Annotated in this window: 11 protein-coding genes and 1 tRNA gene; 11 read left to right on the plus strand and 1 reads right to left on the minus strand. The window is 37.7% G+C overall.

The window, feature by feature from the left end; genetic code table 11:
* The first annotated feature begins 213 nt into the window (after nt 1-213).
* From pyrR to VIO64_RS07980, 8 genes are all read left to right on the plus strand, one after another.
* Nucleotides 214-768: a bifunctional pyr operon transcriptional regulator/uracil phosphoribosyltransferase PyrR gene (gene pyrR, locus VIO64_RS07945; protein WP_331916906.1), complete on the plus strand. Its 555-nt coding sequence runs from the start codon at nt 214-216 to the stop codon at nt 766-768.
* 268 nt (nt 769-1,036) lie between these two features.
* Nucleotides 1,037-1,975, plus strand: a complete 939-nt coding sequence (locus VIO64_RS07950; RefSeq protein WP_331916908.1) for an aspartate carbamoyltransferase catalytic subunit — start codon at nt 1,037-1,039, stop codon at nt 1,973-1,975.
* Nucleotides 1,959-3,245 (plus strand): dihydroorotase, encoded by a 1,287-nt coding sequence (locus VIO64_RS07955; protein ID WP_331916910.1) that lies wholly within the window; start codon nt 1,959-1,961, stop codon nt 3,243-3,245. Before VIO64_RS07950 ends, VIO64_RS07955 begins: the two co-directional genes overlap by 17 nt.
* An 11-nt stretch (nt 3,246-3,256) precedes the next feature.
* On the plus strand, nt 3,257-4,201 hold the full coding sequence (gene pyrF, locus VIO64_RS07960; RefSeq protein ID WP_331916912.1) for an orotidine-5'-phosphate decarboxylase: 945 nt from the start codon (nt 3,257-3,259) through the stop codon (nt 4,199-4,201).
* 20 nt (nt 4,202-4,221) lie between these two features.
* Nucleotides 4,222-5,295, plus strand: coding sequence for a carbamoyl phosphate synthase small subunit (locus VIO64_RS07965; RefSeq protein WP_331916914.1), 1,074 nt, complete (start codon nt 4,222-4,224; stop codon nt 5,293-5,295).
* Between the two features lie 32 nt (nt 5,296-5,327).
* Nucleotides 5,328-8,543: a carbamoyl-phosphate synthase large subunit gene (gene carB / locus VIO64_RS07970; RefSeq protein ID WP_331916916.1), complete on the plus strand. Its 3,216-nt coding sequence runs from the start codon at nt 5,328-5,330 to the stop codon at nt 8,541-8,543.
* Nucleotides 8,544-8,647: 104 nt separating this feature from the next.
* Nucleotides 8,648-9,436, plus strand: coding sequence for a dihydroorotate dehydrogenase electron transfer subunit (locus tag VIO64_RS07975; protein WP_331916918.1), 789 nt, complete (start codon nt 8,648-8,650; stop codon nt 9,434-9,436).
* 1 nt (nt 9,437) lies between these two features.
* Nucleotides 9,438-10,787, plus strand: a complete 1,350-nt coding sequence (locus VIO64_RS07980; protein ID WP_331917058.1) for an MATE family efflux transporter — start codon at nt 9,438-9,440, stop codon at nt 10,785-10,787.
* 557 nt (nt 10,788-11,344) lie between these two features.
* On the opposite strand, the gene VIO64_RS07985 is transcribed toward VIO64_RS07980, so the two are convergent.
* Nucleotides 11,345-11,776 carry a VOC family protein gene (locus tag VIO64_RS07985; RefSeq protein ID WP_331916920.1) on the minus strand — a complete coding sequence of 144 codons (432 nt, stop codon included), beginning with the start codon at nt 11,774-11,776 and terminating at the stop codon, nt 11,345-11,347.
* Nucleotides 11,777-12,064: 288 nt separating this feature from the next.
* On the opposite strand from VIO64_RS07985, the gene VIO64_RS07990 reads away from it, so the two are divergent.
* The 3 genes from VIO64_RS07990 to VIO64_RS08000 all read left to right on the plus strand — a co-directional run bounded on the left by VIO64_RS07990 (nt 12,065) and on the right by VIO64_RS08000 (nt 16,447).
* Nucleotides 12,065-14,725 carry a M6 family metalloprotease domain-containing protein gene (locus VIO64_RS07990; RefSeq protein WP_331916922.1) on the plus strand — a complete coding sequence of 887 codons (2,661 nt, stop codon included), beginning with the start codon at nt 12,065-12,067 and terminating at the stop codon, nt 14,723-14,725.
* A gap of 358 nt (nt 14,726-15,083) precedes the next feature.
* The gene (locus tag VIO64_RS07995; RefSeq protein WP_331916924.1) at nt 15,084-16,064 is read left to right on the plus strand and encodes a glycoside hydrolase family 43 protein; all 981 of its coding nucleotides are present in this window, start codon (nt 15,084-15,086) and stop codon (nt 16,062-16,064) included.
* Nucleotides 16,065-16,372: 308 nt separating this feature from the next.
* Nucleotides 16,373-16,447 (plus strand) — tRNA-Pro (locus tag VIO64_RS08000).
* Nucleotides 16,448-16,768: the final 321 nt, after the last annotated feature.

The raw sequence follows: 16,768 nt of genomic DNA on the forward strand, positions 1-16,768 counted from the left end.
TAAATATTCTTATTTCTATAGACAATAAACTCATGTTGTGATATTATAAATTGAACTTGAATATGGAACCTTTAAAATAGTCCAGAGAGGCTGAAAGGTATAATTTACTAGTGTTACTTAGCATATGTAGCTTCTTGCCTTTTGGCAGGAAGCTTTTTAAATTTCTATGAATGTTCGAAGCAAAATATTATTTTGTATCTGGAGGGTGCAAACATGGTCAGTAAAGCAGAAATTATGGATCAAAGCAGCATTGACAGAGCCATTGTAAGAATATCCCACGAGATCATTGAAAAAAACAAGGGTATTAAAGACATTGCCCTCATCGGCATACAAAGAAGAGGAGTGCCTCTGGCTCAAAGGATTGCCAAGAAAATCTTTGAAATTGAGGGAGTACATGTGCCGGTAGGAATACTGGATATTACTTTCTATAGAGATGATCTCAGCATGCTTGCTGAACACCCTCTGATAAATGGAACACAAATTGACTTTCCGGTAAATGATAAAAAAATTATTTTGATAGATGATGTTCTTTTTACCGGCAGGACTGTAAGAGCAGCAATCGGTGCGGTAATGGATATAGGGAGGCCAAAGGCCATTCAACTTGCAATACTTATCGACAGAGGACATAGAGAGCTTCCTATAAGGGCTGATTATATAGGTAAAAATGTTCCGACTGCAAAAAGCGAAGTTATACATGTTAAGTTGGAAGAAATAGATAAAGAAAATATTGTCATAATTGGGGATTTGGAAAAAACAATAGCACATTGATAATAAGAATGTGCTATATGAAATAGACGGAAAGGAATTTATCAAAATGCAAATGAGATTAGCTGGTTACCTGAAAAAGTGCATAGAGTCGATAGATTTTAAACTATATTTCCTATCTATTTACTTTTATTGTTATTCAGCTATTTCAAATAAATGTGTTTATGATAGTAAGGGTAGTTGCCCTTACTATTTTTATGTCTAATAAACCAGCAATTATAGGTTTTATATAATTTCAATTTAAACTATACGAAAGCGGAGGGGAGACTACATGATTTTAAAATCCAAAGATCTTCTTGGGTTAAAGGATATGTCGGCAGAAGAGATAGAACACATACTTGAGACAGCGAAGACCATGAAGTATATTCTCACAACCAACAACAAAAAGACTCCACACCTTCAAGGAAAGTCAATTGTTACCTTGTTTTATGAGAACAGCACCAGGACTCGCCTGTCTTTTGAACTTGCTTCAAAGTATATGAGTGCCAGTTCTGCAAATGTTTCAGCTTCAAGCAGTAGCGTTTCAAAGGGAGAGACATTGATAGATACTGCAAAAACTATCGATATGATGGGGACTGATGTAATAATACTAAGACATCCCATGTCCGGTTCTCCTCACTTGATTGCCAAAAATGTAGAAGCATCGGTTATTAATGCCGGTGATGGAATGAATGAGCATCCGACTCAGGCGTTATTGGATATGTTTACAATATATGAAAAAAGAGGTAGTTTAAAAGGCATGAAGGTTGCCATAATAGGCGATATACTCCACAGCAGAGTTGCCAGAAGCAATATCTGGGGAATGGTTAAGCTTGGAGCTGAGGTGAGTGTGGCCGGTCCTTCTACACTGATACCCATGGGAATTGAGAAAACCGGAGTAAAAGTGTACAGCACAATCCAGGAGGCACTTATTGATGCTGATGTCGTTATGGGCTTGAGGATTCAGCTGGAAAGGCAAAAGAAAGGATTATTCCCCACAGCAAGGGAGTATGCCAAGTTCTTCGGACTGGATACCAAAAGGCTCAAATTTGCCAAGAAAGATGCCTTGGTGCTGCACCCGGGACCTGTAAACAGGGGCTTAGAGCTTTCAACCTATGTTGTAGACGGAGATCAGTCATGCATTAATGAGCAGGTAACTAATGGGGTTGCCGTGAGGATGGCGGTATTATACCTTTTGACAAGGAGGAATAGCGGTGAAAACATTAATTAAAGGCGGACATATAATAGATCCTAAATCCGGAAGAAACGGTGTTTTTGATATCATTATAGATAAGGGGAAAATAGTTGATATAGGTAATGATTTGGAGTTCACTACCGGTGATATAGTGGATGTTGCAGGAAAATATGTTATTCCGGGGCTTGTTGATGCACACTGTCATTTAAGAGAGCCAGGATTTGAGTACAAGGAAGATATTGAAACGGGAACACAGAGTGCTGCAGTTGGAGGATTTACATCAATCGCATGCATGCCTAATACAAATCCTGTAATCGATAATGAGTCTATTGTAAAAAATATTATAACCAGAGCAAAACAGGATGGTTTTGTAAATGTCTATCCCATAGGTGCCATCACCAAGGGACAGGCAGGGGAAGAGCTTTCTGAAATAGGGGAGCTGAAGTTTGCAGGAGCTGTAGCAATATCGGATGATGGAAGGCCTGTTAAGAAAGCCTCAATTATGAAGAAGGCGTTACAGTATGCATCCATGTTTGATATAACTGTGATTTCACACTGTGAAGATCTTGAGCTTGCTGAAGAAGGTTTTATGAATGAAGGTTATCAGTCCACCATTATGGGGTTAAAGGGTATTCCTTCAGCTGCAGAAGAGATAATGGTTGCAAGGGACCTTATACTGGCTGAATACACAAATGCACCTATTCACATTGCACACGTAAGCACTGAGCTATCAGTTGATCTTATACGTAATGCTAAAAAACGTGGGGTAAAAGTGACTTGTGAAACATGCCCACATTATTTTGTTCTTACAGAAGAGGCTTGTGACGGATTTAATACACTTGCTAAGGTCAATCCGCCGTTAAGGACTCAAAAGGACGTTGACGCTATAATAGAAGGCCTCAGGGACGGTACAATAGATATAATTGCCACAGATCATGCACCTCACCACATAGATGAAAAAAATGTGGAGTTTGCTGTTGCTGCAAACGGAATGGTTGGATTTGAGACTGCTTTACCTTTAGCAATTACATATCTGTTAAAAACCAATGTGCTTACATTGGAACAGATAGTTGAAAAGATGTGTATTAACCCATCAAAGATATTAGGGCTCAATAAAGGATCCCTTGAGACAGGAAAAGCTGCTGACATAGTCATAATTGATGTTGATGAGGACGTAACGGTAGATATAACAAAGTTCAAGTCAAAGAGCAAGAACTCACCGTTTAATGGGTATAAGCTTAATGGTGCGGTTTATTATACAATTGTTAACGGCAAATTTGTCGTAAGAGAAAAGGTACTTTTATAGGGAGTGATTTTATGTTTATTGATTTATTGATTGATTCTATTAAGGAGAAAGATAATCCGACTGTTGTGGGTTTGGACCCGAAGATGGATTTCATTCCTCAGTTCATAAAGCAAAAAGCCTTCAAGGAGCATGGGGTGAACTTAAAGGGAGCTTCACAGGCTATTATTGAATTCAACAAAGGCTTAATTGATGCTTTATACGATATTGTCCCGGCTGTAAAGCCCCAGCTGGCTTATTATGAAATGTATGGAATTGAAGGACTCGTTGCTTTTAATGAGACTGTTAAATACGCAAAAGAAAAAGGCATGATAGTTATCGCCGATGGAAAGCGTAATGATATTGGATCCACAGCTGAAAGCTACTCAGCAGGTTTTCTGGGCAAAACCATTATCAGCGAGGATGTTACGCAGCCCATATTCGATGTGGATGCACTTACAGTAAATCCTTATCTTGGTGTTGATGGAATTAAGCCCTTTATGGATGATTGTAAAAAATACAACAAAGGCATATTCGTCCTTGTAAAGACATCAAACAAGTCATCCGGGCAGCTTCAGGATATATTAACAGACAAGGGCAAAAGCATATATGAGATAGTAGCGGAGTTGGTTGAGGATTGGGGGAAAAGCCTCAGGGGAAAATATGGATACAGTAGTGTAGGAGCAGTAGTTGGAGCTACCTATCCCAATCAGGCCAAGATTCTTAGAAAAGCAATGAAACATGCATATATACTGGTGCCGGGATATGGAGCACAGGGCGGTACTGCAAGGGATGTTGCACATTCCTTTAACGGAGACGGACTCGGAGCTATTGTAAATGCTTCGAGAAGTATAATGTGTGCTTATCAATCTGAAACTTGGAAAGAACAGTACAGCGAAGACAAGTATGCTGAGGCGTCAAGGGCTGAGGCAATTCGCATGAGGGATGACATTAATAGTGTAATAAAAACTCAAAATTAAAATATATATGAGGTGGTAAAATGAAGGCAATACTTGCTTTGGAGGACGGCACAATTTTTACAGGTAAGAGCTTTGGCGTAGAAGGGGAGGTAATCGGTGAGATAGTTTTTAACACGGGAATGACAGGTTATCAGGAAGTATTGACCGACCCATCTTATTGCGGACAGATAGTTACTATGACATATCCTTTAATAGGCAACTACGGAGTAAACATGGAAGACATTGAGTCCAGCAAACCGCAGGTAAAGGGTTTCATTGTCAGAGAGCTTTGCAAAACTCCAAGCAACTGGAGATCAATTGAGACACTTAATGATTATCTTAAGAGGCACAACATAATAGGCATTGAAGGCATAGATACAAGGGCACTTACAAAGATATTAAGAAGCAAAGGGACAATGAACGGTATTGTGACAACCGATGAGAACTTTGATTTTGAAAGCAGCCTTGAGAAAATCAAATCCTATGGAATAAAGAATCCGGTTTATGAGGTTACTACAAAAGAAGTACTCCATTATGAAGGTACGGGTTTTAAGGTAGCACTTATAGATTTAGGTATAAAGCAGAATATAGTTCGTTCATTGCTAAACAGGGGTTGTGAGGTTTATGTATTTCCTGCTTGGACAAAAGCAGAAGAAATACTGGCCATAGACCCTGACGGTATAATGCTTTCAAATGGACCTGGGGATCCAAAGGACTGCACGGATGTAATAGAAACAATAAAAAATCTTATCGGCAAAAGGCCAATATTTGGAATATGTTTAGGTCATCAGCTTACTGCATTGGCTAACAATGCTAATACAGGAAGGCTCAAATACGGTCACAGAGGATGTAATCATCCGGTCAAGGATATTAATAAAGATCTGACTTATATAACTTCACAAAACCATGGCTATACAATACTGGAAGAAACTCTCGACAGAGAATTGATGGAAATAAGCCACCGGAATATGAACGATAACACCGTTGAAGGCGTAAGGTACAAAGGGGTGCCGGTATTTACAGTTCAATTCCATCCGGAGGCGTCACCAGGGCCTGGAGACACAGCATATCTTTTTGATGAGTTCATGGATATGATGAAAAAATTTAAAGAATAGCTTCCCATAGGAATGTTTAAGGAGGATATATAATGCCAAAGAGACAAGATGTAAAGAAAGTCCTGGTTATCGGTTCAGGACCTATAATAATAGGCCAGGCAGCTGAATTTGACTACGCAGGAACTCAAGCCTGCAGGGCACTTAAGGAAGAGGGTATTGAGGTAGTTCTTGTAAATAGCAATCCTGCAACAATCATGACTGATACCAATATTGCCGACAAGGTTTATATAGAGCCGCTTTGCCTTGATGTTTTAAAAAAGATCATCATTGAAGAAAAGCCTGACAGCATCCTCCCAACACTTGGAGGACAGACCGGTCTTAACCTGGCAATGGAAATTGCTGAAACAGGTTTTTTGGAGGAACATGGAGTTAAGCTTCTTGGAACAGCTACAGAAGCTATAAAAATGGCGGAGGACAGACAGGACTTTAAGGATACAATGGAAAGGATTGGCGAGCCTTGTATTGCAAGTGAGGTTGTAACTACAGTGGAAGCTGCCTTAGCCTTTGCAGATAAAATAGGATATCCTGTAATAGTTCGTCCTGCATATACCCTTGGAGGAACAGGCGGAGGTATAGCAGATAATGTTGAACAGCTTACAGAAATTGCAACAAATGGTTTAAGGCTCTCAAGGGTTACACAGGTATTGATAGAAAAGTGTATAGCAGGCTGGAAGGAAATTGAGTATGAAGTAATGAGAGATGGCAAGGGTAATGTTATTACCGTATGTAACATGGAAAATATAGACCCAGTGGGTGTTCATACAGGGGACAGTATCGTTGTAGCTCCTTCCCAGACCCTTGCAGATAAGGAATACCAGATGCTCAGAACAGCATCGTTGAAGATAATTTCCGAGCTTGGAATACAGGGAGGCTGTAACGTTCAGTTTGCACTCCATCCGACAAGCTTTGAGTACGGCGTTATAGAGGTTAACCCAAGGGTTAGTCGTTCATCGGCACTTGCATCAAAGGCTACAGGTTATCCTATAGCAAAGGTTGCAACAAAGATTGCAATAGGCTATGGCCTTGATGAAATACAGAATGCAGTTACAGGCAAAACATACGCTTGCTTTGAGCCAACTTTGGACTATGTTGTAGTTAAGATACCCAAATGGCCTTTCGATAAGTTTGTTAAAGCAAAGAGAACATTAGGAACTCAGATGAAGGCTACAGGTGAGGTAATGTCAATAAGCAGCTCCTTTGAGGCTGCATTGATGAAGGCAATAAGGTCATTAGAGCTTGGCCTGTTTACCCTTGAACAGGAAATCTACACAAAAATGGAAACTTCCGTTATAATGGAAAAGCTTAAGGATATCAATGATGAAAGACTTTTTGTTATAGCAGAGGCTTTAAGAAGAAACGTAACTGTTGAAGAAATATGCAACATAACAAAGATAGATGAGTTTTTTGTATGCAAGTTCAAGAAGATTGTGGAGATGGAAGAGAAGCTTAAAAAGTGTACGTTGACTTCCCTTACAGTTGATATGATCAAGAGTGCAAAGAAGATGGGCTTTACGGATACTGTAATAGCAAAGCTTACAGGCTGTGACAGGAAGGATATCTATAGAAGAAGAAAAGAGATAGGCATATGTGCTACCTACAAAATGGTTGACACATGTGCTGCTGAGTTTGACGCAGTTACTCCATACTATTACTCAACCTATGATGAAAGATGCGAAGTCAGGGAATCAGAAAAGGATAAGATATTGGTTATCGGTTCAGGTCCTATAAGGATCGGTCAGGGTATTGAGTTTGACTATTGTTCGGTGCACTCTGTCTGGGCACTTAATGAGGAAGGGTATGAAACCATCATTGCCAATAACAACCCCGAAACGGTGAGTACAGACTTTGATACGGCTGACAGGCTTTACTTTGAGCCTCTTACCTATGAAGACGTAGAGAATATTATTGAGACTGAAAAGCCAAAAGGAGCTATAGTTCAGTTCGGCGGACAGACAGCAATTAAGCTCACAAAGGCACTAAACGAAATGGGCGTAAGGATATACGGAACAGAGCCCAAGTATGTAGATGCGGCTGAAGACAGGGAGAAATTTGATGCCATACTGGAAGAAGTAGGAATACCAAGGCCTCAAGGAAGAACTGTATTTACATTAGAAGAAGCATTGGAAGCGGCAAATGAGCTTCAGTATCCTGTTCTGGTTAGACCGTCCTATGTCTTAGGCGGACAGGGTATGGAAATTGCATACAACGATAAGGATGTAGAGGAGTTTATGGAGATCATAAACAGGGTTAAGCAGGAGCACCCAATCCTTATTGATAAATACATGATGGGTAAGGAGATTGAGGTTGATGCTATATGTGACGGCGAAGACATATTAATCCCTGGAATTATGGAACACCTTGAAAGGGCTGGGGTCCACTCAGGTGACAGTATTTCGGTTTATCCTACTCAGACTATAGACAACAAAATAAAGGAAATAATAATAGACTATACAAGAAAGCTTGCAAAAGCACTTCATGTTGTAGGTCTTATAAACATACAATATGTCCTTTACAATAACACAATCTATGTAATAGAGGTCAATCCGCGTTCAAGCCGTACTGTACCTTATATAAGCAAGGTTACCGGAATTCCAATGGTTAATCTGGCTACAAAGATTATGATGGGTAAAAAGCTTAAAGACTTCAAGTATGGAACAGGTTTGTACAAGGAGGCTGATTACGTTTCTGTAAAGGTTCCGGTATTCTCCTTTGAAAAGCTGCATGATGTTGATATAAGCTTAGGGCCTGAAATGAAGTCAACGGGTGAGGTTTTAGGTATTGCTAAGACTTTCCCAGAAGCACTTTATAAAGGTATAACCGCATCAGGAATCAAGCTTCCTAAAGAAGGCGGCGGTATACTTATGACAGTCCGTGATACCGACAAGCCGGAGCTTGCAGTGCTTGCAGCTGAGTTTGAGAAGCTGGGATTTGAACTTTACGGAACAGGGAAAACTGCAAACATGCTAAATAAGCAGGGTATTGCAACAAATGCGGTTAAAAAGATAGATGACGGTTCACCCAACATTCTTGATCTAATCCAGTCAGGCAAAATCTCCATGGTTATAAATACCGCAACAAAGGGAAGAAAGCCTGAGAGGGATGGATTTAAGATCAGAAGAAAGTCCGTTGAATCTTCCATACCGTGTATAACATCCTTGGATACTGCAAAGGCGGTAGTAAGCTGTCTTAAGCTTGGTAAAGGTGTAAATGATATGGATGTTGTTAATCTTAGTGTGTTTGATGTTTAAATTTGATGTTTAAATGAATTTAATGTATGATTAGGATATGGTCTTGAACAAAACTCCAAGGGGTTTTGTTCAAGACCATTAGTATATATTTTATGGAGGACCAAATGTCTAAATTACTTAATGAAGAGATTGTGAGCATAAATAAAATTGCCTGGGAAATTTATAAGATTACCATAAAATCGGAGTATGTCTCAAAGAATGCATTGCCGGGTCAGTTTGTAAATATCAAATGCAGTGAAGGTATAACCGCACTTCTAAGAAGGCCCATAAGTATTTGTGATGTGGACAAGGCTGCTGGGACTTTTGATGTTTGCTTTCAGATTAAGGGGATAGGAACTGAATATCTGACAAGAAAAACTTCAGGAGAGCTTTTAGATATAATTGCACCTGTGGGTAATCCATTTTACATTTCCAGGGACTATAAGAGAATTGCTGTTGTAGGCGGCGGAATAGGTGTATTTCCGCTTTTGTACCTTCTGAAGGAAAATGTTCAAGCAGAAAGGCATACTTTCCTAGGATACAGAAATAAAGACCATGTTGTGCTGGAAAATGAGTATAAAAATGCTTCGGATAAGTATTATATTTCAACTGATGATGGAAGTGCAGGCTACAAAGGACTTGTGACTGATCTTTTGGAAAAAGAGCTTCAGGAAAAGGGACTAGATATCATCTATGCGTGCGGCCCTACACCTATGATACGCAAGGTGATTGAGCTTTCAAAAAAATACAAAACAAAATGCCAGGTTTCAATGGAGCAGAGAATGGGATGCGGAATAGGAGCATGCCTTGTGTGTGCTTGCAAAACAAAGGCTCAAAATGAGGATGGCTGGGAGTATAGTCATGTATGTAAGGACGGGCCGGTTTTTTGGAGCGACGAGGTTATACTTGACTAATATGAATATTTTAAAAAACAACAAGGCTTTAATATTATCTATATTGACTATATCACTTCCCGCTATCATTGAAATGGGGTTAAATACTTTAGTTGGGTTATCCGATACAATACTGCTTAGCTTCTTTGTAGGTGAGGAGGCCTTGGCGGCCGCAGGGAATGCCAATCAAATAATTTTTACTGTAATACTGATTTTTTCTTCATTCAACGTGGGGGCAACTGCTATAATATCCCGAAGTTTTGGTGAGAAAAATTATAAGAGGCTCAACGACACTTCATGCCAGAATTTATCTTTAAATATTATCATTGGTTTTATCATAATGCTTTTGACTTATATCTTTGCAAAAGATATTATGGGTGTATTTAATGTTGACAACAAAGTATTTGATATGGGAGTTACATTTCTAAGAATAACTTCACTTAGTCTTGTTTTCATGTTCTTTTCCTTTGCCGCTTCAGCATCCTTAAGAGGCATCGGCAATACTATGACTCCAATGCTTATAACAACTACTGTAAATGTAATTAACATTATACTGAACATACTTCTGATAAAAGGTATTGGTATATTTCCTGAGATGGGAATAAAAGGATCTGCTGTTGCTACAACTATATCAAGAATTTTAGGTGCAGCAATATACTTAATTGTATTGCTGAGAGGAGATAGCTACTTAAAGATCCATGCTTTTGCATTAAAGTTGAAAAAGGAAATAATTTTACCCCTTTGGAAATTGAGTAGTGCAGCCGGAGTGGAGCAATTTCTGACCCAAACTGCTTTTTTTCTTTCTGGAGTTATTGTCACAGAATTTCTTGGCACTAGTCAGGAAGCTGGCTTCAGAGTCTTGCTCAGCATCGAGCAGATTTCTATAATGCCTGCCATAGGAATATCTATAGCAGCAGCGACTCTGGTTGGAAAGGCTTTAGGAGAAGGAGATCCTAAGAAGGCACATTTTACAGGTTATGTGTGTTTTGGAATGGGTATATTCTGGGGAGTGTTTATAGGTGCATTCTTTATAGCTTTCCCATCATTTGTAGCAGGTTTATTTACACCCCAACCTGAAGTTATAGCCATATTGGTAGGGGCATTGTTTGTGGTAGGGGTAGATCAGCCCTTCCTAAATTATATATTTATCGTTTCAGGTGCATTAAGAGGTGCTGGAGATACTATAACAGTAATGGTCTTGACTTCTTTAAGACTATGGGTTTTATTCCTGCCGCTTACTTTTGTATCTGTAAAGTACCTTGGTATGGGGGTAAATAGTGTCTGGGTGGCCGAAATAATCAGTGTTATTATTTTCAGTCTAGTTATGCATCTAAGATTTGCCAGGGGTAAATGGACGCAAATAAAGCTTTAAACACTAATTATTATATATTAAGGGCCAATACAGCCAAAAAAAATAGAGCTTTTTGAAAGCTCTTTTCTATTAGGAGGTTGCAAACTATTTAGGTTCATTATGTTTAAAGTATAACTGAAACAATTAAATAAACTATGAACAAATTATTAACAATTTTAAATTAGGAGATTAAGCAGTGTTCAATTTCTGTTTATTTTATATTATATTGTGAAGCAGTAGAAAAAGTTCTGCATATTTTACAAAATTGAAAGAACAAAATTGCTTGCGACTTTGCAGTATTTATTGTTGACATGAGAAGTTCCTAAACATTAATAAAAGAGCCTTTGTTGGGGGGCTCTTTTATTGTGGGGTGAATATTTATCTATTATATAATCAGGGGGAGTACCTGTTATAAATATAATATAAGAAGAAATTTAAGAAATTGTGAATAAATTGTTAAAATTTATTACGTTTATATTACAATATTTAATTTCGTGCTAAAAAATATTAATAAATATTGTGTTTTTTATAGGTTTTATTAAGTTTTTTATAGGTTTTATTAAAGTTTCTGCTTAGTATTAAGAAGAAAAACTATTTTCATCAGCATGGCTGAGTTGCCATCCTATCCCAAATTTATCAGTAACGAATCCATAACATTTGCTCCAGAATGTCTCCTGGAGTTCCATGCTTACATTACCGCCTTCTTTTAATTTATTGAAAATAGATTTGATCTCATCTGTGTCATTGCTGCTATATACAAGGCTGATGTTATTGCCTACAGTAAAAGGCATACCTTTAGAAACATCAGAAAACATTACTATACTTCCTCTAATATTCAGATTCGTATGCATTACTAGATTTTTGGTGCTTTCATCCATAGGAAAGTCAGGATTTGAAGGTGCGTCTCCAAAAAGCATAAATTTAGGCGGCTCGGTCTTAAAAATCTCTGCATAAAATAAGACTGCTTCACGACAGTTTCCATTGAAATTAATATATGATTGTATTGACATGTTATCACTCCTCTTTTGTTATTTTATTATACATTACCCAACTATCTATATTTTTAAACCAGACCTAATTATTCATTTTTTTGCTTATTTTTTCAATTTTTTTCATTATTTTTTCAATTTTTTTCACTCAATGGTTACTTGACTTATTATATAATCTAGTCATACTAATCCAAAAATTAGTTTTCTAACGTTAGAGATGAAAGAAGTAACATTTTTATAATAGTATTTACAAGGTATGATGTTTATTGAATATTCACCACCATATTATACTTAGGAGGAGTTAAATTTATGAAGAACAACTTATTAAAGAAAATGTTATTACCAGCAGTTGCAGTTACCGGAGCATTTATTTTACACGCAACAGCACTGGCTGCCCCTTATAGCGGTTATGAGTACAAATTTAAACAACCGGATGGATCATCACTTACGGTAAAATTATTTGGCGATGAATATTATGGAAGGATCGAAAGTCTGGACGGGTATACACTTATAAAGGACGCTAAAACAGGTTGGTTATGTTATGCAACTTTAAACAGCGATGCTTCGGACTTGGTTTCTACAGGTGTTCCCTACTATAGAGTGAATAGTGTACAGCCTGCACAATTTACTAAGCCTTCAAAAGGAATAAAGCTTACAGGTGCAAATTTGGAGAAAAAGGTTGAAGAAGGTCGAGTAAAGTTTAAAGCTGCTTCAGCTCCTGAAAATACAATTTCACAAGGAACACAAGCCAGCTCAAAATCAGTAAGCAGCACAGCTAAAATGCCGGTTAATGGATATATTACAGGCCTTACCATATTGGTTAAATTTCCTGATGATGAATCAAATGGTGTGCCAATATTGCCGACTAGTGAAATTAATAATATGTTTAATGAACTGGGATATAATAAATATGGCAATAATGGATCAATCAAGGATTATTTCAGAGAGGTGTCTGGAGGAACTGTTACATATGACAATATAATAACTCCAGTTTATTATACTGCTAAAAATCCAAGATCTTATTATAATCTACCAACAACTCCAGGCCAGACTATAGTTTATGAAGCTCTTGAGGCATTGGCCAATCAAGGGTTTGATTTTTCAAAGCTGACTAAGAATCCATCAGGTGACGTGATGTGCCTAAATATACTTTATTCAGGTAATAGACCTGATACATGGGCTGTTGGACTTTGGCCACATAAAAGCTCACTTGGCAACGTTACATACGGAGGCACGACCTTCAACACATATCAAATGACAGATATCACTGATACTCCAAGCATAGGTACAATAGTACATGAAACTGGTCACATGATGTGCAAATGGCCGGATACTTATGTTTACTATGATGTGGGAAGCGGAGCAGGTCGTTATGATCTTATGTCCTCTTCAAGTAGATTCAACCCATTATGGCCTAATCCATACTTTACTCACAAATTGGCAGGATGGGGCAGTTCTGAAAAGCTTAATGATTACTCTGCAAAAACAGCTCTAACTGCAAATTCAAACTCTCGTGATTTATATATTTATGAGACACATAAACAAAATGAATACTTTATAATTGAAAACATGAGAAAAAGATTAAGAAATTCCGAATCAGCAGATGAAGGGCTTTTAGTGTGGCATATCGATGAATATGGAAACAATGCATACCCTTCCGGCACTAATTATATGGTAGCAGTAGAACAGGCAGATGGATTAAATGAACTTGAACTTGGTATCGATAGTGGTGACTCAAATGACTTGTTCCATGCTGGTTACAAGACACAATTCGATTCAAGTACAGTACCCAATTCAAACCTTTATGATGGAAGTGCATCAGGTTTGAAAATAAGTGAAATAGGTTCAATTGGCAATTGCATGACATTTAAATATGAACCACCTTTAAAAAGCATCACGAATGCACCTGCTAACCTTGATATCAGCAGCAGAAGCGGAAATGCTATAACTTTATCATGGTTGGCACCATCTGGTTTTGCAACTAAGAACTATAATGTATATGCGGATATAAATAATGGAGCTGGAACAAACCGTATTAATTTGGGTGTTACGGCAAATACTTCAATGAACTATACTCTTTCAAATAATCTGATCTATACATTCTATGTTGTCGCACTTGATGCATATGGTAATCAATCAAATGTGAGCAAGCCACTTGTAGTTTCAACGGATAATGTCCTTCCTTCAGCACCAACAGGATTGAGAGAATTAGGTTCATCATCCACTATGACGGATATAGCCTGGGATAATTCAACCGACAATTTTGGTGTGAAGAAATATGAGATATATTACGGAACAACTCTTATTGATACTGTAACAACCACACATGCTACTATTAAAGGGCTTGCTCCGAACACTATATATACATTTACTGTTCGTGCTTGTGATATAAATAATAAGTCTGTAGCAAGCAGTCCTTTAACTGTTATAACAAGGTTGGCACCGCCACAAAACCTCAGAATATCAAGTAAAACCAGTACTAATGTTACATTGAACTGGGATGCCTTAACAGGTGCAAGCCGTTACTATATCTATGCATATGAGAATAATGGTACCAGCCACATGAGAGTTGATTTTGGATATACTACTGGGACATCAGTTGTAGCAGCAACAAATAACAACTGTATTTACGAGTTCTATGTTATGGCTGTTAATTCGACAGGTACTCAGGTATCCGATGAAAGCCTCGGGCTTGTCTACTCAAAAGACATAACAGCACCTACGGCACCAACAGGCCTCGGATACAGCAATTTAACATCAACATCGATTACCCTTTCATGGAATGCATCAACTGATACTTTCGGAGTTAAATGCTACAATATATATGATGGAACAACTCTAGTTGGTCAATCAATGGGAAAAACCTTCAAAATTACTAATTACAATCCGAATGTGTCACACAGATATACGGTAAAAGCTGTTGATACAAGTGACAACCTATCAGCTGCCAGTAATGCAGTTGTTCTTTAAGAAAAACTAATATCTAAGCAATAATATAATAAGGAAGGCACAATGGGGGGGGTTCCTCCTATTGTGCCTTTTGGTACGATTTTATAAATTAGCAGCATACTTGACACCAATAATTTATTATATTAGTATAAAGTAAAATAATTGGATTAGCCGATATTATATTATAGTGGAAAGAAAATTTACTATTTACCTTTGGGAAATATATCATAGTAGTGTTTTCAAATAATAAAAATTAGATATAATAATACTATGCTTATATAATTAATATATTTGAAATAGTAATATTAGTCTAGTAATAGAAAAACAGTAAAAGTTTCAAAAGCAGTACAACAATACAAAGAATAAGGAGAGATACCAGATGGAGAGAATTCCAAAACAAAAGGAGCCGTTAGTTACACATATTTATACTGCTGACCCTTCAGCACATGTATATGATGGAAAAATCTATATTTACCCATCCCATGATACAGATTTGGATATACCCTCAAATGACAATGGGGATCAATACATGATGGAGGATTATCACATACTGTCTATGAATGATTTGAATTCCCCAGTTGTTGATCATGGTATTGCACTGCACATTGATAATGTACCCTGGGCAAGTAAGCAGATGTGGGCTCCAGATGCAGCATTTAAAAACAATACTTATTACTTGTATTTTCCTGCAAGAGACAAAGACGGCATATTCAGGATAGGTGTTGCTACAAGCAAAACTCCTTCAGGTCCATTCACACCACAGCCTGAGTATATAAAAGGCAGCTTCAGCATAGATCCTGCGGTATTGATCGATGATGATAACAAAGCATATATATATTTTGGAGGACTATGGGGCGGTCAATTGGAAAAGTGGCAGACAGGTACGTATGTTCCGGAACCGCCTGAAATTGCTCCGGATAAACCGGCTTTAGGACCAAGGGTAGCAGAATTAAGCGATGACATGCTTTCTTTCAAAGAAGCTCCACAGGAGATTTCAATCGTTGATGAGAATGGCAACCCAATTCTTGCAGGTGATGAGGAAAGAAGATATTTTGAAGGCCCATGGGTTCATAAGTACAATGGCTATTATTATCTTTCCTATTCAACTGGTACAACACACTACATTGTATATGCGATAAGCAAGAATCCGAAAGGTCCTTTTGTATATAAGGGAAGGATACTTGAGCCTGTTATAGGCTGGACAACACATCATTCCATAGTACAAATCGGAGAGAAATGGTATCTTTTCTATCATGACTGCTCCTTGTCAAATGGCATTAATCATAAGAGATGCGTAAAATATGCTGAACTTTTTTATAATGATGATGGAACAATAAAAACAATAGAGCCTTATAAATAAAGTACATGTCAATAGAAAATGTAAATTGTAAAAAGTGTATACACCACTATATTACATGGGATAACAAATTTCCTTATGGCTGTAAAGTGTTCGGAGTCAAGTCAAGGCAGCTACCATCAATTATTGTTTATCAGTCGGTAGGTAAGCTGTGTGGAAGCTACCGAGAAAAAGTCAAATAGAACGGTTTGCTAGGAAAGGGAATGTTGCATAACTAACTTTACAACAAACCCTTTTCTCGCAACTCTTTATAAAACTTTACAACAGGTATTTACAACAGCTATTTTTTATGTTAGAATGATATGCGTTGTCGGGGTGTAGCTCAGTTTGGCTAGAGTACTTGCTTGGGGTGCAAGGGGTCGTCGGTTCAAGTCCGGTCACTCCGATTAAATAAATAATGTGAAAGTCCTTGGAATCAAATGGTTTCGGGACTTTTTTCTTTTATCTAATCAAGTACTCTTTTTACTATTTTTGGTGTTTCTTCACGTTCAAAACCGTATAATTTTATCTAATATCATTCATTTGGTGTAATCTGTGGTGTAAAATTTTTAGCCTTGTAATACAGTAATATCAACGACTTAAGCGATTTGTATAGCTGAATTTTGGTGTGAATTTATATTGTTTAAAACTTGGATTGCATCAACAGTATTTTCTTGTGTTAGGTGCACATACGTGTTAAGAGTTATTTCTATCTTACTGTGTCCCAG

This window comes from Pseudobacteroides sp., assembly GCF_036567765.1.
In the GTDB taxonomy this organism is placed as follows: Bacteria; Bacillota; Clostridia; order Acetivibrionales; family DSM-2933; genus Pseudobacteroides.

Excerpts from the sequence above, each read along its gene's own strand:
- VIO64_RS07995 (WP_331916924.1), top strand. The coding sequence starts at position 15,084 with ATGGAGAGAATTCCAAAACAAAAGGAGCCGTTAGTTACACATATTTAT.
- pyrR (WP_331916906.1), top strand. The coding sequence starts at position 214 with ATGGTCAGTAAAGCAGAAATTATGGATCAAAGCAGCATTGACAGAGCC.
- VIO64_RS07990 (WP_331916922.1), top strand. The coding sequence starts at position 12,065 with ATGAAGAACAACTTATTAAAGAAAATGTTATTACCAGCAGTTGCAGTT.
- VIO64_RS07965 (WP_331916914.1), top strand. The coding sequence starts at position 4,222 with ATGAAGGCAATACTTGCTTTGGAGGACGGCACAATTTTTACAGGTAAG.
- pyrF (WP_331916912.1), top strand. The coding sequence starts at position 3,257 with ATGTTTATTGATTTATTGATTGATTCTATTAAGGAGAAAGATAATCCG.
- VIO64_RS07980 (WP_331917058.1), top strand. The coding sequence starts at position 9,438 with ATGAATATTTTAAAAAACAACAAGGCTTTAATATTATCTATATTGACT.
- VIO64_RS07975 (WP_331916918.1), top strand. The coding sequence starts at position 8,648 with ATGTCTAAATTACTTAATGAAGAGATTGTGAGCATAAATAAAATTGCC.
- carB (WP_331916916.1), top strand. The coding sequence starts at position 5,328 with ATGCCAAAGAGACAAGATGTAAAGAAAGTCCTGGTTATCGGTTCAGGA.
- VIO64_RS07950 (WP_331916908.1), top strand. The coding sequence starts at position 1,037 with ATGATTTTAAAATCCAAAGATCTTCTTGGGTTAAAGGATATGTCGGCA.
- VIO64_RS07985 (WP_331916920.1), bottom strand. The coding sequence starts at position 11,776 with ATGTCAATACAATCATATATTAATTTCAATGGAAACTGTCGTGAAGCA.